This is a genomic window from Collinsella aerofaciens, assembly GCF_015555045.1.
GTDB classification, from domain to species: domain Bacteria; phylum Actinomycetota; class Coriobacteriia; order Coriobacteriales; family Coriobacteriaceae; genus Collinsella; species Collinsella aerofaciens_W.
On record NZ_JADNJQ010000001.1, the window covers coordinates 192,627 to 217,086 of the forward strand.

Below are 24,460 nucleotides of genomic sequence, written 5' to 3' on the forward strand. Positions count from 1 at the left end.
TACTGCGTATGGTTGTTGAGCACAAACTATAGCGAAACAGCTCCGTTTTTCTTGATGCGGGCGAGTATGTTTTTGAGCTTGTTAAAGTCGAGCGGTTTGGACAGATGGGCGTTCATGCCGGCTTCGTGTGCCGCCTTGGCGTCCTCGGCAAAGGCATTGGCGGTGAGCGCGATGATGGGGATATCGGCTGCATCGACCTTCTCGCTCAGACGAATCGCGCGGGTCGCCTCGTAGCCGTCCATGCCCGGCATCATGATGTCCATCAGAATCGCATCGAAGCTGCCGGCGGGACGGCCAACGTATAGGTCGACCGCTTCGTTGCCATCGGCGGCGCGAGTTACGACAATGCCTTCGCTTTCGAGCAGCGCCTGGGCAATCTCGGCATTGAGCTCGTTATCTTCTGCCAAAAGAACGTTCATGCCGGCAAGCGAGCAGCTGTCTGCTTGCTCGTCCGCGCGTTCTCTTGCCTGAGGGTCTTTGTCGATATCGAGCGGAATCTGGACGTTGAACGTACTCCCCACGCCAACCTCACTCGAAATCTCAATCGTGCCGCCCATCAGTTCAATAAGCGACTTGACGATTGGCATGCCCATGCCGGTTCCTTGGAACTTGCTGCGCGCATCGTCACCTTCTTGGGCAAACGGCTCATAGATATGCTTTAAAAACTTGGGAGTCATACCAATGCCGGTATCCGAAACGCTAAAGCAAAAGAGCGCGCGCCCGTTATCGAGTGGCTTGGTCTTTGAGCTAAAGGTGACGGAGCCGCCGTGCTTGTTGTACTTAATGCTGTTGTCTAACAGGTTGATCATGATCTGTCGGATATGGGTGGGACTGCCGATCATGTATGGCCCCGCGGCGTACGGCAGACTATTGTCCTGCATTGTGATGCCGTTACTGGACGCGCGGAGCTTGCACAGCACCAGTGTATCGTCACAGAGCTCTTTGAGGTTAAAAGGCGTATGCTCCAGTGTTAGCTTGCGGTCTTCGATTTTGCCCATCTCGAGGATGTCGTTGATCAGCGAGAGCAGGTGATTGGCGGCAACGCGCGCCTTGGCACGGCTTTCGCGGGCGACCTGGATATCGCCTTCCTTCAATTCCTCGATCTCGATAAGGCCCAGGATACCGTTGAGCGGTGTACGGATGTCGTGGCTCATGCGCGTGAGGAATGCCGTCTTAGCGGCGTTGGCGGAATCGGCTTTTTTGCGCTCGGTTCGAGCGCGCACGAGTGCCCAGATGAGCAGGACGATGCCGACCGACAACATACCGATGAGGGCAGCTGCAACGGCGGCACGGTTGCGATAAAGGAATTGAAGCGTGTTGGATTCCTGGGCCGTGTACGACGTGGAGGAGTAATTGCTTGCGGAGAGCGATTCTCCGGCATTGATGATGCCCTTGTTGATGATTCCCAACAGCTCGGGTTTTCCGCGCGAAATCCAGCACGAGAGCTCACAGGTGTCAGGGAGCTCGGTCGTCTCGTAGCTTTCGAGATCATAACGGTCGCCGATGGTTTTTACACGTGAACTGGGAGCGACGATGCAGTGTGCCGTTCCCTTCCTGAGGGCGTCGAACGCTTCATCGGCGGATTGGTATTCGGTCACGGTCGCTGTGGGGAACAGACTTTCAAGTACATTTTGGTTGATAAACGATGATTTGGTGCAGGCGATGTTCTGAAGGTCTTTGTTCAGGTTGCCGCCGGTGTGGATGGCGGTGAGGGACACGGTTCCCAACGATACCGACTGCACAACGCCAGATTGCTCGGCAAACCAGTAATCTCGGTATACCGGCAGCGCAGCGTCGATGCTTCCCTTTGACAGGGCCTTTGACATCATCTTGTAGCTATCAAAGGCGACGGTTTTGACCGTAATGCCAAATTTATCGTGCAACGTCGTCGCAAGCGATGCGAGCGAGCCTTCCATTTTGCCGTCCTCGTCTTCGTTGCAGTAGGGGAGTTTGCCCGTAATGTAGCCAAGCGTGATGGTGTTGTCATTTGCTTTGAGCCAGGAACGTTCGGGGCCGTTGAGCGATGATGAACCGCTGTTTTGGGCCGAGTAGTTAGATTTGACTTCGTCGATATAGCGTGGGTTGACGCGGGCGATTGCCGACATGGCGGCATTGATGTCGTCCATCAGGTCGGGGCGGCTTTTGGGGACGGCAAAATAGTAATCACTCGAGCCAACGTAGAACATGGGGGAGGCATCGGGCGACGAAATGGTGTCGTTCATGATAACGGCATCGACTTCGTCGTTTGCGAGTGCGTCAAAGAGCATGGGTCCCCCGTCATACTCCCTGTATGTGCAGGTAATGCCTTCGTTGGCGAGCCACTGCTGGCCAACGAAGGTTTGCATAACGTCGGGGTTGTAGCCGATGGTAAGGCCTTGGAGCGCTTGGGGGTCACCCTTGGTCAGGTCGTCACGATCGGGCTTGGCGTAGATGTAGTAGCGCTCGGTGCCCTCGGGGTTCGAGGAAAAGAGCAGCTTTTGGGCGCGTTCCTCGGAATAGGAGATGTTGGGCATGAGGTCGATTTCGCCCGTCTCGAGCATGTCCATAAGCTCGGTGAAGGTGCCGGAGACGTATTCGTACCGCCAGCCGGGCGTGTAGTACGACAGGGTCTGGAGGTACTCGTAACCCCATCCCGAGAGACGCTCGCCGGGGGTGCCGTTCTGGAAGCCCTCGTTGTTGACGAGCCAGCCGACGCGGACCGTTTTGACTTGCTGACTAGAGTCATCGGCAAAAGCCTGGACAGGCGCGATAGAACTTAGTACGGCAAGCGCGGCAAGCACAATGGCCAGAGCGCGATATATAACTGAACGAAGGACAGTGGCAGCTCTCACATGCAATCCTAACGAATCGAGACATTACCGCATAAGGATACCAGCTCAGCCCGCCCAGGCGGCAGCTGGTAGTCATTGGGGACGTTCTTAAACGACTAGTCATCGGGGACGTTCTTGTTTGACTAGTCATTTAAGAACGTCCCCAATGACTAGTTTCGTTTGCGGGGGAGGCGTGGGACAATACCGAGCGAACGTGATTGGGCGTCTGGGAAAAGGGGTCGCGATGAACAAGTTGAGGACGCTTGCCGACGTGTTGCGCCAGGCTGGCTTTGCGCGCATCACGGGCCTGTTTCTTATCTTCTATCTGCTGTGCTCGACGGCCGTTTGGCTGTCCGAGCCCACGACCCTCACGTTTGGCGATGGCCTGTGGTTTAGCTTTGAGACGGTCTCGACCATCGGCTTTGGTGACATTCCGGCCGAGACACCGGTTGCCCGCGCCATTACCGTCATTCTGAGCGTCATCAGCATCTTCTACATCGCCATGCTCACGGGCGTGGCGGTGAACTACTGCAATACGCTTATCAAGATGCGTCAAAAGGACACCATGGCACGCTTTATGGATGATCTGGAGCATTTGGAAGAGCTCGATCGCGACGAGCTTGCCGATCTTTCGCGTCGCGTGCGCGAGTATCGTCGACGCCAGCACTAAGACGAACGTCGTGCGCCACAACAGGGGGGGCAAATATGAACATCACCGTGTACCTGGGTGCCAGTGCCGGCTATGACCCAGCATTTCTGCCTGCGGTGCAAGAACTGGGTAGCTGGATTGGCTCCAACGGACACGCGCTGGTATACGGCGGATCCAAATCGGGCCTGATGGGCGCGCTCGCCGATAGCGTGCTCGATGCTGGCGGACACGTGACGGGTGTGGAGCCGAGTTTTTTTATCGAGGCCGAGTTTCAACATGACGGTATCGACGACCTCATCGTGACGAGCGATATGGCGGAGCGCAAGGCCAAGATGATTGAGCTCGGCGATGCGTTCATCGCCTTTCCCGGTGGGACGGGCACGCTCGAGGAGATTGCCGAGGTCATGTCCGCGGTGTCGTTGGGGCACCTGAGTGCTCCGTGCATTCTGTATAACCTGGACGGTTACTACAACGACCTCAAGGCGCTGCTCGGGCACATGATCGATAAGGGTTTATCGAGCCCGCAGCGCCAGCAAGGCATTTACTTTGCCGACGATTTGCGCGAGATTGCCTCGATTATCAACGGATAAGTCTTGAGCCTGTCCCGCTATGACTCCCAATGGTGCCGTTTGCGGCGCAGACGGTTGGCTCGTTCGGGCAACGCTCGCTCTACAATAAAACATAACTATGTCGACTTTGACCGCGGGAGGACCCGATGGATAACCTTGCCAAACCCACAAACCGCGCGCTGTTTTTACTTAGCGTTGCCGTGACCGGTGCGTTCGCAGGTGCCGCGGTCTGGCTGTTCTTTTTTGCGATGGAGCACGGTATCGACTATCTATGGACCGAGATTCCGCACGCGCTGGGCGTCGCTTCGCCCGAGCTTGCCAGCGGCCCGTTTGGCTTTTTGCCGTACCCGTTTTTCGTCTGCCTGCTGGGCGGTCTGTTAATCGGTCTGTACGAAAAGATGACAGGCACCAAGACCGATGACCTCAACCAGGTGATGGCTAAGGTTAAGCAAGACGGGCGCTACCCGTACGACAACCTGGGCAAGCTTTCGCTCGCGGCATTGCTGCCGCTGCTGTTTGGCGGAAGCATTGGACCGGAGGCCGGCCTGACCGGTGTTATCGCGGGTCTGTGCAGCTGGGTCGGCGACCGTATGCGTCGCTTTGGCGCCGAGTTTAGGGAGCTCACGCTGCTGGGTACCCAGGCTGCCCTGACGGCGCTCTTTACCGCGCCCGTCTTTGGCTTTGTGGCGCCGCTTGCCGGTAGTGCCGACGGCGACGAGGGCTCCGCGTCCGGCGAGATCACCATCAAGCTGCCCAAGGCGCAAAAGACGGTGGTCTACGGTATTGCGATTGCCGGCGGTCTGGGTACCTACCTGCTGCTTGGCCAGCTTGTGGGCGGCGGCATGGGCATGCCCAGGTTCGACGCCGCCGAGGTAGGCAATCTGGAGCTTACCTGGCTCATTCCTCTGTCGCTGATCGGAACAATCTGCGGCTGGCTGTACTTTGTCTCTGAGCACGCGAGCGAAGCGCTTGCCCATGCCATAGGGGAGTGTCCTGTCGTCAAGGCCATGCTAGCCGGTTTGGCGCTCGCCATCTGCGGCACGGTCCTGCCCTACACCATGTTTGCCGGCGAGACCCAGGCCGACGTGCTCATGGAAACCTATCTGACCATTCCCGCCGGCGTACTTATTGCGACCGGTCTTGTTAAGGCCATGCTGACGCCTGCCCTCATCAACCTTGGTTGGCGCGGCGGCCACTTCTTCCCGGTTATCTTCTCGGGCGTAAGCCTGGGCTATGGCCTTGCCATCCTCACCGGCGCAGATCCGGTCTTTTGCGTCGCCGTCTGCACGGCATCGACGATGGGTGCGGTCATGCGTCAGCCGGTCATGGTCGTGGGCCTGCTGCTCATGTGCTTCCCACTCAAGGGTATCGTCTGCATGATCATCGCCGCCGTTATCGCCGCCGGTATTCCACTGCCCAAGCCGCTGCGCAAGTAGCGCGGTTAATCGTGAGTCAACTCCAGAGGGGTACGAGATGATCCTGTACTTTAGCGCGACGGGGAACAGCGAACATGTGGCGCGTCGCATTGCGGCGGCGACGGACGACAGGGTTATGTCGATTGAGCGTTTTGATGCCGAGGCCTTTCGCCTTGCCTTGGCGGAAGGTCCCTGCCAACTGGGATTTGTTGCTCCGGTGTATGCCTGGGGTCTGCCGACGCCGATGATCGAGTTTTTGAAGACTGCCGACCTGTCGGATGGCGCCGATGCGAACGGTGGCAAGCAGCCCTATACGTTCTATGTTTCGACGTACGGTTCGACGACCGGCCAATCGGCCAAGTTTGCCCGCGATCTGCTACACGAGCGTAGGCTCGAGTTAGATGCGGCGATGAGCGTCAAGATGCCCGATACCTGGACGCCTGTTTTCGACCTGTCTGACCCTCAAAAGGTTGAGGGTATCAATAGAGCTGCCGAGGCGCAGATTGATGCCGTGATCGAGGCGGTGCGGGCACGCCGCACGGGCAACATGATGCGCCATCGCGTGCCTTTGTTTGCATCGTGCGCGTATCACGCAATTGGGCTGCCGCGCATGCAACAGACGAGCAAGTTTGCCGTCGATGCCGATCGCTGCATCGGCTGCGGTCTGTGTGCCAAGCGCTGCCCCATGGCGGCGATTGAGATGCGCGACGGCCTTCCCGTCTGGACAAAGCCGGAGTGCGCCGCCTGCCTTCGTTGCCTGCACTGTTGTCCCAAATTTGCCATCTCGCACGGTAAGCGCACGGCATCCCACGGTCAGTACAGGCATCCCAAACCAGGTGTGAGGATGTAGCGGCTGCTGGCCGCGCTACTTCCAAACTGCGAGCGCTGCAGTGCCCAGGACGATGAGGGCGAGACCGATGGCGCTGCGTCGTGAGAGTTTTTCGTTGAATGCCAGGCGCGCAAATAGTACCGATACGACAATCGATAGTTTGTCGATCTGCACCACGACGCTTACCTGGCCTGTGGCGATGGCGTAGTAATAGAGCAGCCACGATGCTCCGGTCGCGATGCCCGATGTTGCGAGAAATGTGAGCTCGCGCCGGTCAGCGTGCGCGACCTGATCCAGTTTTCCCTTGGCTGCCACGATCGCCCATGCCATAACCAGTACCACACAGGTACGGATTGCCGTGGCCAGGTTGGATTCGACGCCTTCGATGCCAGCCTTGGCAAGGATGGACGTGAGCGCCGCGAACACGGCGGCGCCGAGGGCGTAAGCGAGCCAGGTCCGGTCTTGCTGCTGCTCGGGTCCGGCAGACTGCTTCTTCTCGATCATTAAAAACGTGCCGAGGGTGATGACAGCGGTTCCCACGAGCTTAACCGCAAGGTTGCCCGTCTCGCCAAAAAGCACGATGGCGATCAGTGCGGCGAGTACGGTGCTCATCTTGTCGACCGGTACGACCTTATTGACGTCTCCGATGCCCAACGCCTTAAAGTAACAGATCCACGAAGCACCGGTAGCGAGTCCCGAGAGGACGAGAAAGAGCCAAGATCTGGGTTCGATGCTGCCGATGGTTCCAATGGATCCAGAAATGCCCGCCATTGCCCAGGCGAAAACGAGCACCACGCAGGTGCGAATGGCCGTCGCGATATCGGAGTCAGTCTGCTTGATGCCGCATTTGGCCAGGACAGATGTGACGCCGGCAAAGAAAGCTGACACAAATGCTGCTGCGACCCACGACACGGGTGAAATGCCTCCCCAAAGAACGACCGCGCCAGATTTACGGCGCTCGTCCGATGATACCGTCCCGCCATGAAGCTTTGATATCGCTGTGGTGAGACAGGGGCCATAGTTCGAGAGGGCATTTGGTTAAGGCTCGAATCGAAGGTGAATGGTTTTCCGCGAAGTGAACGAGTAAATCTGGACCCCTGGAACATGCACACTTTTTTCGAACAAAACTGCAGGATTCTTAGACAAAACCGCAGGAATTGAGTCCTTAAAAATGTCGATGCTACAGGGCGCTGTTTTTACTCGTTCACTTCTCGGAAAAGTATTCACCTTCGATATGCTGACGGTGTCTTTTTGGTTGCCAAGAACTAGACGGCCTGCTGTGAGGGGCGGTGGTGACGCTATGCCGCCTTGTTTCATTGAAAAAAAACGCGGGGTACCACCTACCACCTAAGCTTTTTTAGCTGTCGTTTACAGATCGCGTACTCGATAAACCTTGGTGCTGACAGCGCAGCTGATTGCACATAGTGCGAGCGCCAGTACTGCAGTTCCTGCACACAGACAGCCAAGGACGGTGGGATCGGGATTCGCCCCGGCAATCGACATGAGCCAGTTGCTGATGGGGTTGGAGGAGCTCAACGCGGCAATGGCAAGGCACCAGAGCAGGGCAAACAGGCCGACGGATAGGCGCAGCGCCTCCATGTGTCCAAAGCGAAAGAACAGCGGCTGCGCCAAGAACACCATCATGAGGGAGATGAGCATCGAGGCTGCCGAGGCTATTGCGATCTCAAAGACGGTTTGTCCTGTCGAAGGAATGCCCGTGCCGTTGAAGAGCGGGATGGCGACGATACTCAAAAGCGTAGCTGCACATGCCATGACGGCGGAGAAGACAATAACACTCAGGTAGCGTGCGCAGATGATGTCTTTGCGCGAGAAGGGCAGCGTTGCCCGGTAGCGCTCCCAACCGTTTTGATTGTCGAAACCGGCCAGTGAGTTCATGACTATGATGGGCGACATGGCGCTGACGGCGCAGGCGCCGGCGCTCATACCGGAATCGCCATCCGACGCGTTGGCGAGCGTCAGCACAACGAAGATGAACAAGCCGACGCCCGCAATACTCGGGATAAGCGAGCGAGCGATGGCGAGCTCGGACATAAAGGCGCGTTTCATTTCGAAGCCCCTTTCAGCATGAGGCGCAGATAGTCATCAATGGTTGCCCGATCGCAGGGAATCTCGGGGAAGGCCTCGAGCGTTTCGCAACGGTTGGGCACGAGCACGTCCACGCTATAGGCGTGGTGGACGGCACGGGCGCCTTCGACGCAAGCCATAAGCTCGGCGGCCTGTGCTTGGGTGCAGTGGGCGATGCCGGCGCGGTCGGTAATGTCCTCGCGCGGCAGGTCAAAAATAATCGAGCCGTTATCGATGCAGATGACGCGGTCGGCGGCGCGATCGAGGTCAGACGTAATGTGGCTCGAGAGTAACACGCTGTGCTGGCCGTCGGCGACAAAGGCAAGCAGCTCATCAAGCAGCTCCTCGCGTGCCATGGGATCAAGCCCCGCGGTGGCTTCGTCCAAAACGAGCAGCTTGGCCTGGTGGCTGAGCGCGCAGGCAAGCTGCAGCTTCATGCCCATGCCGCGGGAAAGGTCCTTGACCTTTGCCTTGGGATCGAGGCCAAATTGGCTGAGGAGGTCGGCGAAGGTGCCATGGCTCCAGGCGGGGTACGCCGGGCTTACGAGTGCCTCAACTTCGGTCACCTTGAGTGTGGAAGGGAAGGGGCATGTGTCCAGCACGAGGCCGACACGAGTGTGCAAGCAGCGCTGCGCTTCATCGGGCGCGTCGGCGCCACAGTGCTGCCCAAACAGGTGCACTTCGCCGGCATCGAGTTTGATAAGCCCAAGCGCGGCTCGAATCGTCGTTGTTTTGCCGGCACCGTTGGCACCCACAAAGCCGACAATCTGGCCGGGCTCCACAGCGAGCGTGACATCACGCAGCGAAAAACGGTCGCTCACACGGCGTGAGATGCCTTTGAGTTCTAGCAAGTTTTGCATGGTATAGCCTTTCTTGCAGATGGCTACTGCATGGTTTCGGGGGCTACCAGGTCGAGCATCTCGTGCAGTTTGTCGCGCGTGACGCCCAGGGTTTCGGCTTGGCTCGCCGCTTTCGCAAGCAACTCTTCGATATGGCAGAGCTGGTTTTCGCGCAAGAGCTCCTGGTTGCCCTCGGCGACAAAGCAGCCCTTGCCCTGCACGGTGCAGATAAAACCGAGCTGCTCCAGGTCGGCGTAGGCGCGCTTGGTGGTTATGACGCTCACGCCAAGATCGCTCGCGAGCGCACGGATGCTGGGGAGTTTGGCTCCCGCAGTAGGTGCGCCCGAAAGGATCTGAGCTTTGACCTGCGAGGCTATTTGCTCGTAGATGGGCTTATCGCTCGAATTGGATAGGATGATGTCCACAGCGACTCCTTAGCTGTTGAACTACACGTGTATATAACCGGTAAGCACAGTATATATACACTATGCACAGTTACGCAAGAGGCAAATAGGGATTGTCCACTCGTTCATTCATCTCAATCTGTAACATCTGGAACCGATTTGGACGGCTACCTGTTACAGATTGAGATTTTGCTGGCGGGCCCCACCTGGTTGTCTCGATCTGTAACAACTGGAGAAGATTTTGGCTGCTAGATGTTACAGATCGAGACAAACTGCTGCGGAGTGCCGCTATCGACTGCTACCCTAGACCCCAACTGATGAATTTGTCCTGATAGGCGCCCTGTAACGGCATTTCGCGGCTACAATAGGGCGGTTACAACGACGTAATGCACTCAATGCAAGAAAGGATCCGCATGGCAAGCCTGTCGGATGAAATCTCGTCGCGCCGCACATTCGCGATCATCAGCCACCCGGACGCCGGTAAGACCACGCTTACCGAGAAGCTGCTGCTCTATACCGGCAGCATTCAGACCGCCGGATCGGTCAAGGGCAAGAGCTCGGCTAAGCATGCCGTCTCGGACTGGATGGACATCGAGAAGGAGCGCGGTATTTCCGTTACCTCCTCGGTTCTGCAGTTCACCTACAACGGCGCCTGCGTCAACATCCTCGATACCCCCGGCCACCAGGACTTCTCGGAGGATACCTACCGTACCCTTATGGCCGCCGACGCCGCGGTCATGGTCATCGACGGCGCCAAGGGCGTCGAGGCCCAGACCAAAAAGCTCTTTAAGGTCTGCACGCTGCGTCACATTCCCATCTTCACCTTTGTGAACAAGCTCGACCACGAGGCTCGCGATCCGTTTGAGCTCATGGAAGAGATCGAGAACGTCCTGGGTATCAATACGTATCCCATGAACTGGCCGATCGGCAGCGGGCGCAACTTCCGCGGCGTGTTCGATCGTCAGACCCGTCGCGTTATCGCCTTTGAGGGCGACGGCCACGCCAACGCCACCAAGAAGGTCGCCGAGGTCGAGGCCGAGCTGGGCGATCCTTCCATGGACGAGCTTATCGGCGAGGAGAACCATAAGAACCTGATGGACGACATCGAGCTGCTCGATGGCGCCGGCGACGAGCTCGACTTGGATGCCGTAGCCTGCGGCAAGCTGAGCCCGGCGTTCTTTGGCTCGGCGCTCACCAACTTTGGCGTGGAGCCCTTCCTCAAGGAGTTCCTGCGTCTGGCCCCGACGCCGCGCGCCTATACCGATACGCTCACCAGTGAACCGGTCGATCCCTGCCGCGACGACTTTAGCGGCTTTGTGTTTAAGATCCAGGCCAACATGGACAAGAACCACCGCGACCGTATCGCCTTTGTGCGCATTTGCTCGGGCAAGTTCGAGCGCGGCATGGATGCCTTCCACGTGCAGGGCAACCGCAAACTTAAGCTTGCCACGGGCACCTCGATGATGGCCGATGACCGCGCCATCGTGGACGAGGCGTACGCGGGCGATATCGTGGGCCTGTTCGACCCGGGTATCTTTAGCATCGGTGACACCGTGTGCTCCGGCAAGCGCCACGTGCAGTATCCGCAGATCCCGACGTTTGCCCCCGAGATGTTCGCTCGCATTACACAGGTCGACACGCTCAAGCGCAAGCAGTTCGTCAAGGGCATGGAGGAGCTTGCCCAGGAGGGCGCCATTCAGATCTTCCGCGAGCTGGGTGCCGGCATGGAGAGCGTCATCGTGGGCGTGGTCGGCGTGCTGCAGTTTGAGGTACTCGAGCGCCGTCTCAAGGCCGAGTACCGTGTTGAGGTTCGTCGCCAGCCGCTGCCCTATACGGACATCCGCTGGATCCAGAACGACCCCGACACCATCGATATTCCGGGCCTTTCGCTCACGCGCGACACGCTGCGCGTCGAGGACATGCGCGGCGGCAAGCTGCTGCTGTTCACGAGCCCGTGGAACGTGGATTGGGCAACCGACCACAACCCCGACCTTATCCTGTCGGAGTTTGGCAACGTAGCCTTTTAACGCATCGGCGCGGTGGTCCTGCGGGGCTGCCGCGCCGTTTGCTTGCCTGATGCCGTGTGAGCGGCTATCATACCCACCGTCGTCTCAAGACCGGGGCGTCCGAGCAGTTCGGGTCCGATATCCTGCTCGTTAAACCTAAAACCAAAGGAGTACATAATGATCAAGAAGGTCATGGAGGACTACAAGGTCCTGTTGCGGAGCATTCCCGCGGCAACGGTTTCGCTGTTTTTCGTGAGCGTCATCATGATGAACCTGCTGGCCAACAAAGAGCTCATCAGCCTGCCGTATCTGGCACTCGATTGCGGCTTTGTGGTGAGCTGGGTTTCGTTTTTGTGCCAGGACATGATCTGCAAGCGCTTTGGCGCCAAGGCATCCATCAAAATCTCTATCCTCGCGCTGCTGGTCAACCTTGCCGTGAGCCTGTGCTTTTGGGCGTGCTCGCTCACGCCCGGCATGTGGGGCGCGTACTACGATACGGGCATGATCGAGGTCAACAATGCCCTTAATGCCACCATCGGCGGCACCTGGTACGTGGTGCTGGGCTCTTCGCTGGCAATGCTCGTTTCTGCCGTGGTTAACTCCACGCTCAACCAGTCGCTCGGCCGTATGCTCAAAAAGAATAACTTTGCGAGCTTTGCCTTCCGCTCTTATGTGTCCACGGGCGTTGGCCAGTTTATCGACAACCTGGTCTTTGCCATTGTGGTAAGCCACACGTTCTTTGGTTGGACCTGGGTACAGGTCCTTATGTGCTCGCTGACGGGTGCCGTCGCCGAGCTGCTGTGCGAGGTCTTCCTGAGCCCCGTGGGCTACAAGGTCGTGCGCGGCTGGGAGCGCGAGAACGTGGGCGCCGAGTACCTCGAGCGCCACGCAACCGCCTAAGGAGCAAGTATGCGGGTTTTGATCACGGGCGCTTCGGGCGGTATCGGAGCCGCGTGCGTGCAGCGCTTTTTGGACGAGGGCCACGAGGTCGTGGGCTTTGATCTGCTGCCGGCGGCGATCGAACACGAGCGCTACCGCCATCTGATCGTTGATGTCCGCAAGCCGGACGCGTTTCCGGACGACCTTGAACCCCAGGTAATCGTGAACGTTGCCGGTGTGCAGGATTCGGCTGACGACATCGCCGCCAACCTGTGTGGCACCATCAACGTGACCGAGCGCTACGCCTTTGTGGGGGAGGGGCTTGCCGCCAAGCCGGCGCCGGCTATCGAATCCGTGGTCAATGTGGGGTCGGCGAGCGGACATACGGGATCGGAGTTTCCCGCCTATGCTGCCAGCAAGGGCGGCGTTATCGCCTACACCAAGAACCTTGCAAACCGCCTGGCGCCGCAGGCCATCGCCAACAGTGTGGACCCGGGTGGCGTTATCACGCCGCTCAACCGTTGCGTGATGGAAGACGAACACCTGTGGAACCAGATTATGGAGCTCACGCCGCTTAAGCGCTGGGCCACCGCCCAAGAAATCGCCGAGTGGATCTACTTTGTGGGCGTGACCAACCGGTTTATGACCGGACAGAGTCTGCTGATCGATGGTGGCGAGGCCGGCCGCACCCAGTTTATCTGGCCCGAGTAACAAAACGCGCCCGATGGCAAGATTGCCGTCGGGCGCGTTTTTGATGTATCGATTTTTAGCCGAGGCAAGTCCAGTTGACGGGGGTCGAGCCGTGCTGCTCGAGTAGCCGATTGGCTGCCGAGAAGGGGCGCGATCCCATAAAAGCGGGGAGTTCTGCCGTGGCACGGTTGGCCGAAAGCGGCGAGGGGTGCGTGGAGGCCAGGCAGAACTTGCCGGTTGCCTTGCCCGCGCCGGTCGCGGCGAGCTTGCCTTCGACCATCTGCTGGGCAAAGCGGCCCCATGCCAAAAAGACTACCGGCTGGGGCAGCTGGCAGCAGCATTCGATAACGTAGTCGGTGAGCGCGCTCCAGCCCAGCTTGGCGTGCGAGTTCGCGGCATGCTCGCGCACGGTGAGCGTGGTGTTGAGGAGCAGGACGCCCTGTTGTGCCCATGGGGTTAGGTCTCCCGTGGCGGGAATGGGGCAACCCAGATCGGCTTTGAGCTCCTTATAGATGTTGCGCAGGCTCGGCGGCAACTTGGTTTGCGTCGCAGGGACCGAGAACGACAGCCCCATGGCCTGGTTGGGCCCGTGATAGGGGTCTTGACCCAGGATGACAACCTTGACCTGGTCGGCCGGCGTATAGGCGAGGGCATTGAGGATGTCGTCTTGTGCCGGGTAGATGGTCTGCTCGGCACGCAAAAGGGCGATGCGCTCGAGCAGCTGGTTCGTAGTGTCACGTACCGGCTGCGGCGCATCGCCCAACCAAGTTGCTATGTTGCGGTCGCGGGTCGCGGCGTCCATGGGGCTCCTTTACGTCAGATGCTCTGTTGGCATCTATTGTAAAGGCGCACCGGTTGCCTTTATGCCGCGGCTGTATAAGGAGCGGGGTCTACGAGACGCGCTCGGGCGCTCCTGCCATGCGAGCCTGTCCATGTGCACGGAGGCGCGGAAGCTCGACGGTTGCTACCATGACGCCGGTGAGGATGAGGGCGGCGCCAAAGAAGGCGATGGGGCTCAGGACCTCGCCGACCAAGAAGAACGAGAAGACAGCGGAGCAGACCGGCTCGAGCGAGAAGGCGAAGCCGGTGGTCTCGGCGGGCACGTGGGGCTGCACGAGCGTCTGGGTGATAAAGCCGTAGGCAGAGCAAATGAGTGCGAGCGCGACAACAACCACGATCTCGCTGGGCGTACTGGGAAGTGTGAAACCGCCAAAGACGCATGCGGCAATGCCCGAGAACAGGCCGCCGAAGCCCAGCTGCCAAACGCCCAGGGACAGCGGATCGACTTCTTCGACAAAGCGCTTCGCCACAATGATATGGCCGGCATAGACAAAAGCGGAGAGCAGCATGATGAGCGCGCCCGGGTTCAGGCTGGTGAAGTCGGCGCCCGAGAGCAGCAACATACCGCAGGTGACGATGGCGGTGCCGACGAGCGCTTTGCGCTCGGGGGCGCGGCGCAGCAGGGCGGCGTTGGCAAACGGCACGATCACGACCGTCAGGCTCTGCAAAAAGCCGGCAGTGGAGGCAGAGGTGAGGCTGGAGCCCAGGCACATGCAGGTGAGCTCGGTTGCCATGATGGCGCCGATGATGGCGGCACGGACCATAAGGTCGCGGTTGATACGGAACGCGCACTTGTGGAAGAGCAGCAGGCAGACCACAAAGGCGATGATGCAGCGTAGCGCGACGATGCTCGTGGCGTTCATGCTGTCCATACCGATCTTCATGAGGGGATACGAAAAGCCCCATGCGACGGGAACGGAAAATGAGAGCGCGATTGCTTTTTTGCGATCCATGGGACTCCTTTTGTTACAGAACGGTTTCGCAAAAAGGATTCTGCTCCCAGATGTGGATGTAGTAAAGCGAATGTATCTTCAGTATGATTAAGAAATGCTAATGTTGGTGGGAAAAGCCCTGACAAAACGTTTTACAGCTACACCGATGTGGAGGCACGATGGCATCGCGGTATCAGATTGTTTGTATGGTGGTCGATCGCGGCAGTCTGAAACGTGCGGCCGATGAGCTGGGCTATACGCAAAGTGCGGTGAGCCAGGCCGTCAAGGCACTCGAGCGCGAGCTGGGCACTACGATTATCGAGCGGGGTAAGCAGGGCGTGTCGCTTACGCGCGACGGTAAACAATATCTGCCGTACCTGCGCCAGATCGTGACTGCCGAGGCCGAGCTTGAGGGCAAGCGCCAGGAACTGCTGGGGCTTTCGTCGACTGATATTCGCATCGCGACGTTTACCAACGTGAGTCGAACCGTGCTGCCGCGCGTGATTCGCGACTTTGGAGCTCTGCACCCGGGCGTACGCTTTACCCTCAAGCAGGGCGATTACACGCGCAACGCCCAGTGGGTGCACGATGGCGTGGTTGATTTTTGCTTTACGGCACGTGGGTTTACCGCTGGGCTCGAGAAGCGCGTGGTCTATCACGACGAGTTGGTAGCATTGTTGCCGGCCGAGCATCCGCTGACGGCAAAGGAAAAGGTGACACTTGCCGACCTGGCGTCCGAGCCGTTTGTGCTGCTGGATGAGGGCGAACAGAGTCTGGTGCTCGATGCATTCGCAACGCATGGACTGTCGCCGCACGTGACGAGTGAGGTGACCGACGACTACACCATCATGGCAATGGTGGAGGAGGGCCTAGGCGTGAGCATGCTCTACCGGCGTACTGTGGAGGGCATGCGAGCCGATATTCGTGTGCGGCCCATCGTGCATGCCCCCTCGCGCGACGTGGTGGCCGCCTGGCGCAGCTGGGATACCATGCCTATCGCCACGAGGCGCTTTATCGACTATATGAGCTCGCATATTGTCAATTAATGACTGGCGTGGCGTTGGGTGCGGTGTTTAGCGGGCTGTCGCTTTGGCTTGGGTGGCGCGATAGGTGCGTGCCGGGTGGCAGAGTAGTACCGCCACGACCATGAAGAACGCCGTGGTGCCCAAGCTGATGGGGTAGACCATCATGATGTTCGCAAAGGTGCGGAAGTGCGGGAACACGCAGAACACCCAGTAGAAGCGAATGCCGCAGACGCAAATCATGGTGATGAGAGCGGGCATGAGCGAGATACCAAAGCCGCGCAGGTAGCCGGACATGTTTTCGTAGAACATGCTAAAGGCGTACGCCGGGAAGATCGAACACACGCGGATATAGCCGATCGAGACGATGTTGGGATCGCTGTTGAACAGCGACAGGATCTCGCGCCCCAGGCTGACAATAACGATGATCGTGGTGAGTGCAACGATACCGCCTTCGACCAGGCAGACCTTGAGCGTCTTGGTGCAGCGGTCGATCTGGCGAGCGCCGTGATTTTGTCCCACAAAGGTGGTGCACGCCTGGCTAAAGCTGTTGAGCAGGTTGTAGCACACGTACTCCAGGCTCATGGCGGCGCTCGATGCTGCCATGACCTCGGTTCCCAGGCTGTTGATGGCAGACTGGATGATGATGTTGGCGACGGCAAAGACGGCGCTCTGGATGCCGGCGGGCAGGCCGATCTTGACGATGCGCTTGAGGGCGACGGGGTCGATAGCCAAGTCGCGCGGGGTGACACGGACGACGGAGTCGGTCTTGAGCAGGCGGACAAAGAGCGTAGCGGCGCTGACGGTGTAGGCGATGGCGGTGGCGATGGCGACGCCCGCGACACCCCAGTGGAGCACAGGGACAAAGATGAGATCCAGGCCAATGTTGAGGACGGTGGACACGGCAAGCGCCTGCAGCGGCATGCGGGTGATGCCGACGGAGCGGAAGATCGCGGCCTCAAAGTTGTAGAGCAAGATCGAGGGCATGCTCAGCAAAAAGACGCGTAGATAGAGTGAGGCGAGCGGCATGGTCTCGGCGGGAACGTTGAGCGCGGCGAGCATGGGCTCGGCAAAGATCTCGCCCAGCGCGATGACGACAAAGCCCACGAGTGCCATTAAAATCGAGGTATGGACGGCGCGTTTGACCATGTTCTGATCGTTGCGGCCGATAGCGTTGGCGATGACCACGTTGGAGCCAAGCGACATGCCAATAAACAGGTTGAGCATAAGACTGGTAAGCGGAACATTGGAGCCGACTGCCGCCATGGCGAGGGTTCCCTGGTCGCCCGAGAAGTTACCGATGATGACCGTGGCGATGAGGTTCGACAGCTGCTCCAAGATGCTCGTGGCGGCCACGGGGAAGGCGAACAGGGGAATATTGCGCCACAGCGAGCCGGTGGTCATGTCAATGTGCTTAGATACGGTGTCAGCCATACGCTCTCAATCTCTAACATGCTATTTCGTGCTTATTTGCGCAGACGATGATACTCCTAATCGACTAGTCATTGGGGACGTTCTAAAACGATTAGTCATTCAAGAACGTCCCCAATGACTAGGCGGGGAAGGCGTGCGACAATGGTGGGCGTTGTGTTGTTCGCGCTAAGGAGTTGCCATGTTGTTGTGTCCCGTTTGCCATGAGCCGTTGGTGGACGACGAGCGTGGTGCTGCATGTGCGGGCGGACACCGGTTTGACCGAGCTCGCGAGGGCTATCTATATCTACTACGTTCGTCCAAGAGCGGCGACTCCATGGGCGATCCCAAGTCGCAGGCACGCAGCCGTCGTGACTTTCTGAACCGTGGATACTATGCGCCGTTGCGCGATGCGATGGTTGAGCTGGTGCGCAAGCAGGTGTCTGGGCGCGCCGCGTCTACGAACGGCCCCATGACGTTGCTCGATATTTGCTGTGGCGAGGGCTACTACACCAGCGCCATGGGCGCGGTGCCGGGCGTGGATGCTTACGGTTTCGACTTGGGCAAAGAGATGGTTCGCCTGGCCGCCAAGCGCGGCGATGCAGCCTATTTCGTAGCCAACATGAAGGATATCCCCGTGGCCGATGGCGCCTTCGATATGGTGACCGAGCTCTTTGCTCCCTTTAACGAGCGCGAATTTGCCCGCGTGCTGGCGCCAGAGGGCTCGCTCTACACCGTGGTGCCGGGCGCCCGTCATCTCTTTGGGCTTAAGGAGGTGCTCTACGACACGCCGTACCTTAACGATGAGAAGCTGCCGAAGACCACCGAGCTCGAGTTAGTCGGAATGCAGCGGGTGTCTGCGAATATTACGCTTCAGACCCAGGCCGACATCGAGGCAGTGTTCCAGATGACGCCGTACTACTACCGTACGCGCCCTTCCGACAAAGAACGCCTGGCAAACCTCGATACCCTTCAGACTGACATCGACTTCATCATCGCCGAGTACCGCCACAGCTAACAACCTGCCAAAAAGGGACAGGTTTATTTTGGTAGGTTTTATCTGGGCAAACGTAAAGGGCCGACCGCGGAGATGCGCGATCGGCCCTTTTTAGTTGCTTGGCTGCAGAGGTTATGAGAAGCGAGCGCTTATAGGCGGTCCTTGTTCTCGGCCTTAACGGCGTGTGCCTGCTGAACAAAGAACAGGTCGTACACCACGATGACAAAGGCGCCAAAGTTGATGGCATCGCCGCCAAACGCGGGAAGCGTGAGCGCCGCTTGGGCAAGCGTGGCGACCGCGGCAACAATACCGAGCTTAAACGCGCCGCCCACCTGCGAAGGCTTGTTGGCGCCCTTGATACCGGTGACGCCTGCGGCAAGGTCGACGAGACCCTTGGCGATAAGCACGACCGCTGCGAGCGTGGCGTACGAACCGTACGTGGAATCGAGACCGCCCGTGGCGATACCGACGCCGGCGGTGACGAGGCTGGCGATGCCCAAAACAAAGTAGATGAGAGCAAGGATTTTGAGAGTCTTGCGAGTGAAGCTCATGGCTGGTCCTTTCGATACGAGTACGCCAACTTGGCGCACCCAATGTACTGCACATATGGTGAAGCACATTGTAGTTCAACGCGGCGATGCATGCGTTTGAAAGCGTCTCTTGCCCGCACGGTCCAACCTTTCAAAAAAGAAAGCTGGGCGTAAGTCAAATCGATGGCAGCGTATGCGCGGCGCTGCGATGATGGGGCCATGGTAAGAGCTGGACCGAAGGAGAAGCCATGATGTACGGAGCAGGGCAAGTGCGTGAGCCGCGGTCGTTGGGAAGGCGCATGAGTGATTCCGTGATCGCTGCCGTGTGCACGGGATTGATGGCGGTGCTTTGCATTGGGATGCTGTGGGCCATGTCGCATGTGGGACAATAGCGGACGGTGGGGTGCCGACACAAACGGCGCTCACGTATTCGTTTTGCTTGCTAAGGAGTACCCATGGGCGTAGTCGATCCCTTTTCTGTTGCTCGGGCCGCGGGGCTTGAGCTGGCCGGGAAGTCCGAGGGACTCACGCTCACCGACGGCACGATGGAGCTGCGCGCCGATTTCACCCGCATGCATCCGCGGCTCAAGCAGGGCCGTTTGCAGCAAGAGCTGCTGGTAAAGGCTGCGCGCACAAAAGGTATCGAGCGCCCATGGGCGATTGATGCCACGGCAGGCTTTGGCGAGGATTCGCTGCTGTTGGCGGCCGCGGGCTTTACCGTCGATCTGTATGAGCAGGATTGCGTGATCGCGGCACTCCTCAAGGATGCTTTGGATCGCGCGGCAGATGATCCGGCGCTTGCGACAGCCGTGGCGCGCATGCGCTTACATGCGGGCGAGGACAGTATTACCGGCCTTCGCCATACAGCTGAGCTGATCGGGCAGGGCGAGCTCGCGGCTCCCGACGTGGTGTATCTGGACCCCATGTTTCCCGAGCGTACTAAAAGTGCGGCGGTCAAAAAGAAGTTCCAGCTCCTACATCATCTGGAACAGCCGTGCGCCGATGAGGAGACGCTGGTCGAAGCTGCGCTTGCGGTGCATCCGCGCAAGGTCGTTATCAAGCGGCCGGTGAAGGGGCCGCTGCTTGCCGGCGTTAAGCCGAGCTATCAACTTGCGGGCAAGGCAGTTCGTTACGATGTTTTAGTGCCGCCGCGCCCGTAGCTTGCGTGCGATGGCTGGCACTCCGTCAGTGCCGTACCGATGCGGTGCCTATTTCCAAGGGTGCGACGTCAGGTGCCAGCCGCCGCAGTATTCGCATTTGTAGCAGGCCAAACCACGCCGCCCATGGTTTTCGCAGTCGGCCATGACTGCCTCGGCCTCGGCACGCGTGTCGTAACGGTTTTTGCGTTCGCACGACTTGTAGCGCCAGGCTTCATCGCGCTCGGCGTCCAGGGCGTCGCGGCGCTCATCCTCGCGCGCAAACAGGTCGCTCATATCGCCGCCCGTGGCAGCGCCTAAAAACTCGCTTTTGGCTTTTGACCAAGCGGCTCGCTTTTTGCTCCCCATCTGCTTCGCGCCCCTCTTCAAACGCTGGTATCATTGCTCAATCAAAGTGATACCAATAAACGTGAGGTCGCCGCGTGATGATCAGAAAAACCCTCGATACCGACATTCCCGCCGTCATGGCTATCTACGACGCCGCCCGCGCCTTTATGCGCGCGCATGGCAACGCCACGCAGTGGCCCGAGGGCACGCCTTCTGCCGAGCAGCTGGCTGCCGATATCGCCGCCGGTGGCAGCTATGTGTGTGAAGTCGACGGCCGCGTGGTGGCGACGTTTGCCTTTTTACCGGGCCCGGACGAGTGCTATGACGTAATTGAGGACGGTCAATGGCGTAGCGACACTCCGTACGCCGTGCTGCACCGTGTGGCATCCGACGGCACCGTGCACGGTATCACGGCTGCGATGTTTGCCTTTGCCAAGGAGCGTGCCGATCACCTGCGCATCGACACGCATCAGGACAACCTGCCCATGCAGGGGGCGAGCATCAAGGCGGGGTTTGAGCGCGCCGGCATCGTGTATGTGTCGGACGGCACACCGCGTGTTGCGTTTGACTGGCTGCGCGAGGCATAAGAGCGGGGACGCGTATCAACAATTCGCGCGAACGAAAATGGCCTCAGGTGGGGCCATTTTCGTTCGCTGCACTGTTTTGAAAGCCGGCTTTCGCAAGGCGCGAACCTACGAAAACCGCCGCGCGGCAACGCGGGGCGATGAGCTCGGTCGGGGGATAGGGCCCGCTTCGCCCGCCGGCCCGTAAATTGTATCATCCAGTGTGGAGCGTGAACGCCCGTTGCCGCGTGCGATGGGCTTGTAATAAGAGGAGAGCCGTGTCGAAGCAAGCGGTCGTTGGAATCTTGGCGCATGTCGATGCCGGCAAGACCACGCTGGCCGAGGCCATGCTGTTCAACGCGGGCCGCATTCGCAAGTGCGGCCGCGTGGACGATGGCGATTCGCATCTGGACACTAACGCGATCGAGCGCGAGCGTGGCATCACGATTTTCTCGTCGCAGGCCGTGCTCGACCACGGCGATACCCACGTCATGCTCGTGGATGCACCGGGACATGTCGATTTTTCAGCCGAGGCGGAGCGCACATTGCGAGCGCTCGACTACGCGATTTTGGTTGTGGGCGCCAACGATGGCGTGCAGGGGCACACCGAAACCCTGTGGCGTCTGCTTGCACGTTATGACATCCCGACGTTCATCTTCATCAACAAAATCGATTTGGAGAATCCCGGCCGCGATGTTTTGCTGGCACAACTTGGGCAACGTCTCTCCGAGGGCTGCCTGGATGCCGGCGAACTGCTGGCGGGCGGGGCCGTTCAGGAGGACGCTGCCGCGTTAGACGAAGAAGCGCTCGAGGAGTTTCTTGAGGCGGGTGAGCTTTCCGTCGCGACGCTGTCGCGCATGGTTGCCGAGCGCAAGCTCTTTCCCTGCTTTGCTGGCTCGGCGCTCAAGGACCAAGGCGTGGACGAGCTGCTGGATGGCATATGCACGCTGATGCGCGACCGGGCATGGCACCCGGAGTTTGCCGTGCGCGTCTATCGTGTCAGCCGCGGGGATCGCGGCGAGCGCTTGGCATGGGTTAAAGTAACCGGCGGCACACTGCATGCCAAGCAGATGATTGACGGACGTTCCGGTGCCGAGGCATGGGAGCAAAAGGTCGATCAGGTACGCATCTATAACGGCGAGAAGTATGAGCTTGCCCAAGAAATTGCTGCTGGCGGTATTTGTGCCGTGACGGGTCTTGCGCACGTTCGCCCAGGGGACGCCCTGGGCGCGGAGCCTGCGGGCGATGCGCCCGTCATTGCGCCAGTCCTCACCTATACGGTGCTTCCGGGCGAACACGATGTCCATACGGTGTTCAAAGCGTTGACTGAGTTGGCGGACGAAGATCCCATGCTCGGCGTAAGCTGGAATACGCATCTTGAACAAATACATCTGCAGCTCATGGGAGCGGTGCAGCTCGAGGTCGTGCAGCGCGTGCTTGCCGATCGTTTTGGCCTTGCGGTCGAGTTTGAGCCCGGCGGCATTCTCTATAAGGAGACTATTTCGCAGCCGGTCGAGGGCGTGGGCCACTTTGAGCCACTGCGCCACTATGCCGAGGTACATCTGCGCCTGGAGCCGTTGCCAGCGGGTTCGGGCGTGCAGTTTGGCACCGTGACCTCGACCGACGAACTCGATCTTAACTGGCAGCGTTTGGCACTCACCAACGCCATGGAGCGCGATCACCTGGGCGCGCTGACCGGCTCGCCCATCACCGATGTGTGCATTACGCTCACGGGCGGCCGTGCGCATGCCAAACACACCGAGGGCGGCGATTTTCGCCAGGCCACGTACCGCGCGATTCGCCAGGGGCTCATGCAGGCGCGTGAGGCTGGCGCGGCGGTACTGTTGGAGCCGTGGTATCGCTTTGAGCTCGAGGTGCCGGGGGAGTGCGTGGGCCGGGCGCTCTCGGATGCCACGCGTATGGGTGCCGAGTACGAGCCGCCGACGATGGCGGGAGACCGGGCGAAGCTTGTGGGTCGCGTGCCGGCATCCGAAGTGCAGGATTACGCGCTGGAGGTGGCTGCCTACACGAGTGGTCGCGGACATCTGTACCTAGAGTTTGCCGGCCACGCGCCCTGTCATGATGCCGAGCGCGTCATCGAGACGGCCGCCTATGAGCCAGAAGCCGATCTGCCCAACACGCCCGACTCGGTCTTTTGCTCTCACGGCGCCGGTTACACGGTCAAATGGTACGACGTACCCGCCGCGGCGCACGTAAAGATCGATCCCGCCACCTTCCGCCCCTGGCGAGCAGCAGACGCCGAGTTTTTCGGCCACATGTGACAAAGGGACAGTTCCTTTGTCACATGCTATTGGTATAACTCGGTATAAGTTGGTATAACTATTACCAGGGTTTGCCAATCCGAGGAGGCCGACATGAATCCAAATCCCTTTAAGCCCACGGCTGGCAAGCGGCCTCCGATACTCATCGGTCGCGAGTCGGTCATCGAAGATTTTGAGGAAGGGCTCGATAACGGCGCCGGAGCGCCGGGCAGGCTCATGCTCATTACGGGAAACCGCGGCTGCGGCAAGACAGTTCTCCTGCGGGAGCTGCAACGTCTAGCCAGCGAGCGCGGATGGGCGGTTGTCTCCGATTCCGCTTCGCTTGGCTTATGCGACCGCTTGGCCGACGCGCTTCGCTCGAATAAACCCGTTGTGACGTCAATGGAGTTCGGTCCGTCGTTTGGGCGGATGTCGGTCGAGGCGGCGCGAGCAAAGGGCGAGACGTTGCGAGGGCTGGTCAACGAGCGCCTCAAGAAGCTCGGTCCAGGCAAGGGCATACTGTTTGCGATTGACGAGGCTCAATCTGCGTCTATCGAGGAGCTGGCGGCTCTTGCCGTTCTCTATCAGCAGGTGCTCGGAGACCAGGATGCCACGGGCTTGTCCGATAGCGACCAGCGCGGCCTTGCGCTTGTTTTTGCCGGCTTACCCAGTATGGTTGACGATCTGCTCGAAGAGCCGAGCGTGACGTTTTTGCGGCGTGCCCAGCAGCGCACGCTGGGGGCGATATCTTTGCCCAAGGTGCGCGATTCGTATATCCAGACGGTCAAAGACGCTGGTCTTTACGTTGACGCGGAGACGGCGGACCTTGCGGCGCGCAAAAGCATGGGGCATCCCTATATGGTTCAGCTGGTGGGCTATTACATGTGGCGGTCTGCTGTCCGGCGTGGCTCGCAGGTCATCGAAAGGCGCGATGTCGAGGATGGCCATGCGGATGCCGTCTCCGAGTTCTACGAGGCGGTTGACGCGCCTCTATATTACGGACTGCGTAGTCCACAGCGCCTCTTTATCGAGGCCATGGCTGCTGACGAGGGTAAGCCGACGCGCATGGCGGATATCATTGAGCGCTGCGATCGTACCCAGAGCTGGGCGAGTAAATATCGCGCAAGCCTGATTCGCGAGCGCGTCATCGAAGCTGCCGGATACGGCCTCGTCCGATTTACCGTGCCCATGCTGGGCGCGTACATTAGCGATCGCATTTTATGGCACGAGTAGGGTGATAAAGGTG

General features: G+C 59.3%; 23 protein-coding genes. 13 read left to right on the forward strand and 10 right to left on the reverse strand.

The genetic code is table 11. The annotated features are described in order from the left end of the window. Positions 1–26: 26 nt before the first annotated feature. Positions 27–2,831, reverse strand: a complete 2,805-nt coding sequence (locus I2E45_RS01050) for an ATP-binding protein (RefSeq protein WP_195443767.1) — start codon at positions 2,829–2,831, stop codon at positions 27–29. A 223-nt stretch (positions 2,832–3,054) separates the two neighbouring features. Here I2E45_RS01050 and I2E45_RS01055 point away from each other — a divergent pair, with 223 nt between their 5' ends. From I2E45_RS01055 to I2E45_RS01070, 4 genes are all read left to right on the forward strand, one after another. Beyond that, the gene (locus tag I2E45_RS01055) at positions 3,055–3,480 is read left to right on the forward strand and encodes a potassium channel family protein (RefSeq protein ID WP_195443770.1); all 426 of its coding nucleotides are present in this window, start codon (positions 3,055–3,057) and stop codon (positions 3,478–3,480) included. Positions 3,481–3,515: 35 nt separating this feature from the next. After that, positions 3,516–4,049: an LOG family protein gene (locus tag I2E45_RS01060; RefSeq protein WP_195443772.1), complete on the forward strand. Its 534-nt coding sequence runs from the start codon at positions 3,516–3,518 to the stop codon at positions 4,047–4,049. Between the two features lie 125 nt (positions 4,050–4,174). Next, the gene (locus I2E45_RS01065) at positions 4,175–5,464 is read left to right on the forward strand and encodes a chloride channel protein (RefSeq protein ID WP_195443775.1); all 1,290 of its coding nucleotides are present in this window, start codon (positions 4,175–4,177) and stop codon (positions 5,462–5,464) included. A gap of 37 nt (positions 5,465–5,501) precedes the next feature. Beyond that, positions 5,502–6,293 carry an EFR1 family ferrodoxin gene (locus tag I2E45_RS01070; RefSeq protein ID WP_195443777.1) on the forward strand — a complete coding sequence of 264 codons (792 nt, stop codon included), beginning with the start codon at positions 5,502–5,504 and terminating at the stop codon, positions 6,291–6,293. A gap of 15 nt (positions 6,294–6,308) precedes the next feature. On the opposite strand, the gene I2E45_RS10535 is transcribed toward I2E45_RS01070, so the two are convergent. From I2E45_RS10535 to I2E45_RS01090, 4 genes are all read right to left on the reverse strand, one after another. Beyond that, entirely contained in the window at positions 6,309–7,184 is an 876-nt protein-coding gene (locus I2E45_RS10535) for an EamA family transporter (RefSeq protein ID WP_195443781.1), read from the reverse strand. Between the two features lie 456 nt (positions 7,185–7,640). Then, entirely contained in the window at positions 7,641–8,339 is a 699-nt protein-coding gene (locus I2E45_RS01080) for an ABC-2 transporter permease (RefSeq protein WP_195443784.1), read from the reverse strand. Further along, positions 8,336–9,217 carry an ABC transporter ATP-binding protein gene (locus I2E45_RS01085; RefSeq protein ID WP_195443787.1) on the reverse strand — a complete coding sequence of 294 codons (882 nt, stop codon included), beginning with the start codon at positions 9,215–9,217 and terminating at the stop codon, positions 8,336–8,338. The genes I2E45_RS01080 and I2E45_RS01085 overlap by 4 nt, the downstream gene beginning before the upstream one ends. Positions 9,218–9,240: 23 nt before the next feature. Next, positions 9,241–9,621, reverse strand: coding sequence for a GntR family transcriptional regulator (locus I2E45_RS01090; RefSeq protein ID WP_195443790.1), 381 nt, complete (start codon positions 9,619–9,621; stop codon positions 9,241–9,243). A 392-nt stretch (positions 9,622–10,013) separates the two neighbouring features. On the opposite strand from I2E45_RS01090, the gene I2E45_RS01095 reads away from it, so the two are divergent. The 3 genes from I2E45_RS01095 to I2E45_RS01105 all read left to right on the forward strand — a co-directional run bounded on the left by I2E45_RS01095 (position 10,014) and on the right by I2E45_RS01105 (position 13,196). Beyond that, positions 10,014–11,627, forward strand: a complete 1,614-nt coding sequence (locus tag I2E45_RS01095) for a peptide chain release factor 3 (RefSeq protein WP_055286676.1) — start codon at positions 10,014–10,016, stop codon at positions 11,625–11,627. A 156-nt stretch (positions 11,628–11,783) separates the two neighbouring features. Next, positions 11,784–12,506 (forward strand): VUT family protein, encoded by a 723-nt coding sequence (locus I2E45_RS01100; RefSeq protein ID WP_229058757.1) that lies wholly within the window; start codon positions 11,784–11,786, stop codon positions 12,504–12,506. A gap of 9 nt (positions 12,507–12,515) precedes the next feature. Further along, positions 12,516–13,196 carry an SDR family NAD(P)-dependent oxidoreductase gene (locus I2E45_RS01105; protein ID WP_138111790.1) on the forward strand — a complete coding sequence of 227 codons (681 nt, stop codon included), beginning with the start codon at positions 12,516–12,518 and terminating at the stop codon, positions 13,194–13,196. Positions 13,197–13,251: 55 nt separating this feature from the next. On the opposite strand, the gene I2E45_RS01110 is transcribed toward I2E45_RS01105, so the two are convergent. Both I2E45_RS01110 and I2E45_RS01115 read right to left on the reverse strand, forming a co-directional pair. Next, on the reverse strand, positions 13,252–13,977 hold the full coding sequence (locus tag I2E45_RS01110; RefSeq protein ID WP_195443792.1) for a uracil-DNA glycosylase: 726 nt from the start codon (positions 13,975–13,977) through the stop codon (positions 13,252–13,254). An 88-nt stretch (positions 13,978–14,065) separates the two neighbouring features. Continuing rightward, the gene (locus I2E45_RS01115; protein WP_195443794.1) at positions 14,066–14,968 is read right to left on the reverse strand and encodes a DMT family transporter; all 903 of its coding nucleotides are present in this window, start codon (positions 14,966–14,968) and stop codon (positions 14,066–14,068) included. A 158-nt stretch (positions 14,969–15,126) separates the two neighbouring features. Between I2E45_RS01115 and I2E45_RS01120 the strand changes: the two genes are divergently transcribed. Then, positions 15,127–15,993 (forward strand): LysR family transcriptional regulator, encoded by an 867-nt coding sequence (locus tag I2E45_RS01120; RefSeq protein WP_195443796.1) that lies wholly within the window; start codon positions 15,127–15,129, stop codon positions 15,991–15,993. Between the two features lie 27 nt (positions 15,994–16,020). Here I2E45_RS01120 and I2E45_RS01125 read toward each other — a convergent pair whose 3' ends face one another. Beyond that, positions 16,021–17,403: an MATE family efflux transporter gene (locus tag I2E45_RS01125; protein WP_195443797.1), complete on the reverse strand. Its 1,383-nt coding sequence runs from the start codon at positions 17,401–17,403 to the stop codon at positions 16,021–16,023. Positions 17,404–17,581: 178 nt separating this feature from the next. Between I2E45_RS01125 and I2E45_RS01130 the strand changes: the two genes are divergently transcribed. Beyond that, a complete protein-coding gene (locus tag I2E45_RS01130; protein WP_195443798.1) occupies positions 17,582–18,397 on the forward strand; it encodes a putative RNA methyltransferase in 816 nt (271 codons plus the stop codon). A 128-nt stretch (positions 18,398–18,525) separates the two neighbouring features. Here the strand turns inward: I2E45_RS01130 and I2E45_RS01135 are convergent, their stop codons facing one another. Beyond that, positions 18,526–18,927 carry a hypothetical protein gene (locus I2E45_RS01135; protein WP_195443800.1) on the reverse strand — a complete coding sequence of 134 codons (402 nt, stop codon included), beginning with the start codon at positions 18,925–18,927 and terminating at the stop codon, positions 18,526–18,528. A gap of 434 nt (positions 18,928–19,361) precedes the next feature. Between I2E45_RS01135 and I2E45_RS01140 the strand changes: the two genes are divergently transcribed. Beyond that, positions 19,362–20,066, forward strand: coding sequence for a class I SAM-dependent methyltransferase (locus tag I2E45_RS01140; protein ID WP_195443803.1), 705 nt, complete (start codon positions 19,362–19,364; stop codon positions 20,064–20,066). Positions 20,067–20,114: 48 nt separating this feature from the next. Here I2E45_RS01140 and I2E45_RS01145 read toward each other — a convergent pair whose 3' ends face one another. Continuing rightward, the gene (locus I2E45_RS01145) at positions 20,115–20,411 is read right to left on the reverse strand and encodes a hypothetical protein (RefSeq protein WP_055286660.1); all 297 of its coding nucleotides are present in this window, start codon (positions 20,409–20,411) and stop codon (positions 20,115–20,117) included. Positions 20,412–20,488: 77 nt separating this feature from the next. Between I2E45_RS01145 and I2E45_RS01150 the strand changes: the two genes are divergently transcribed. The 3 genes from I2E45_RS01150 (at position 20,489) to I2E45_RS01160 (ending at position 24,447) form a co-directional block, all read left to right on the forward strand. Further along, positions 20,489–20,977, forward strand: coding sequence for a GNAT family N-acetyltransferase (locus I2E45_RS01150; RefSeq protein WP_195443806.1), 489 nt, complete (start codon positions 20,489–20,491; stop codon positions 20,975–20,977). Between the two features lie 254 nt (positions 20,978–21,231). Next, positions 21,232–23,235, forward strand: a complete 2,004-nt coding sequence (locus I2E45_RS01155; RefSeq protein ID WP_195443809.1) for a GTP-binding protein — start codon at positions 21,232–21,234, stop codon at positions 23,233–23,235. 93 nt (positions 23,236–23,328) lie between these two features. Then, complete coding sequence (locus tag I2E45_RS01160) at positions 23,329–24,447, forward strand: AAA family ATPase (RefSeq protein ID WP_195443810.1); 1,119 nt, start codon at positions 23,329–23,331, stop codon at positions 24,445–24,447. Positions 24,448–24,460: the final 13 nt, after the last annotated feature.

Bases quoted from the DNA above. Each gene is read 5' to 3' on its own strand.
- I2E45_RS01055 (WP_195443770.1), top strand. From the start codon at position 3,055: ATGAACAAGTTGAGGACGCTTGCCGACGTGTTGCGCCAGGCTGGCTTT.
- I2E45_RS01060 (WP_195443772.1), top strand. From the start codon at position 3,516: ATGAACATCACCGTGTACCTGGGTGCCAGTGCCGGCTATGACCCAGCA.
- I2E45_RS01065 (WP_195443775.1), top strand. From the start codon at position 4,175: ATGGATAACCTTGCCAAACCCACAAACCGCGCGCTGTTTTTACTTAGC.
- I2E45_RS01070 (WP_195443777.1), top strand. From the start codon at position 5,502: ATGATCCTGTACTTTAGCGCGACGGGGAACAGCGAACATGTGGCGCGT.
- I2E45_RS01080 (WP_195443784.1), bottom strand. From the start codon at position 8,339: ATGAAACGCGCCTTTATGTCCGAGCTCGCCATCGCTCGCTCGCTTATC.
- I2E45_RS01085 (WP_195443787.1), bottom strand. From the start codon at position 9,217: ATGCAAAACTTGCTAGAACTCAAAGGCATCTCACGCCGTGTGAGCGAC.
- I2E45_RS01095 (WP_055286676.1), top strand. From the start codon at position 10,014: ATGGCAAGCCTGTCGGATGAAATCTCGTCGCGCCGCACATTCGCGATC.
- I2E45_RS01100 (WP_229058757.1), top strand. From the start codon at position 11,784: ATGATCAAGAAGGTCATGGAGGACTACAAGGTCCTGTTGCGGAGCATT.
- I2E45_RS01105 (WP_138111790.1), top strand. From the start codon at position 12,516: ATGCGGGTTTTGATCACGGGCGCTTCGGGCGGTATCGGAGCCGCGTGC.
- I2E45_RS01110 (WP_195443792.1), bottom strand. From the start codon at position 13,977: ATGGACGCCGCGACCCGCGACCGCAACATAGCAACTTGGTTGGGCGAT.
- I2E45_RS01115 (WP_195443794.1), bottom strand. From the start codon at position 14,968: ATGGATCGCAAAAAAGCAATCGCGCTCTCATTTTCCGTTCCCGTCGCA.
- I2E45_RS01120 (WP_195443796.1), top strand. From the start codon at position 15,127: ATGGCATCGCGGTATCAGATTGTTTGTATGGTGGTCGATCGCGGCAGT.
- I2E45_RS01125 (WP_195443797.1), bottom strand. From the start codon at position 17,403: ATGGCTGACACCGTATCTAAGCACATTGACATGACCACCGGCTCGCTG.
- I2E45_RS01130 (WP_195443798.1), top strand. From the start codon at position 17,582: ATGTTGTTGTGTCCCGTTTGCCATGAGCCGTTGGTGGACGACGAGCGT.
- I2E45_RS01135 (WP_195443800.1), bottom strand. From the start codon at position 18,927: ATGAGCTTCACTCGCAAGACTCTCAAAATCCTTGCTCTCATCTACTTT.
- I2E45_RS01140 (WP_195443803.1), top strand. From the start codon at position 19,362: ATGGGCGTAGTCGATCCCTTTTCTGTTGCTCGGGCCGCGGGGCTTGAG.
- I2E45_RS01145 (WP_055286660.1), bottom strand. From the start codon at position 20,411: ATGGGGAGCAAAAAGCGAGCCGCTTGGTCAAAAGCCAAAAGCGAGTTT.
- I2E45_RS01150 (WP_195443806.1), top strand. From the start codon at position 20,489: ATGATCAGAAAAACCCTCGATACCGACATTCCCGCCGTCATGGCTATC.
- I2E45_RS01160 (WP_195443810.1), top strand. From the start codon at position 23,329: ATGAATCCAAATCCCTTTAAGCCCACGGCTGGCAAGCGGCCTCCGATA.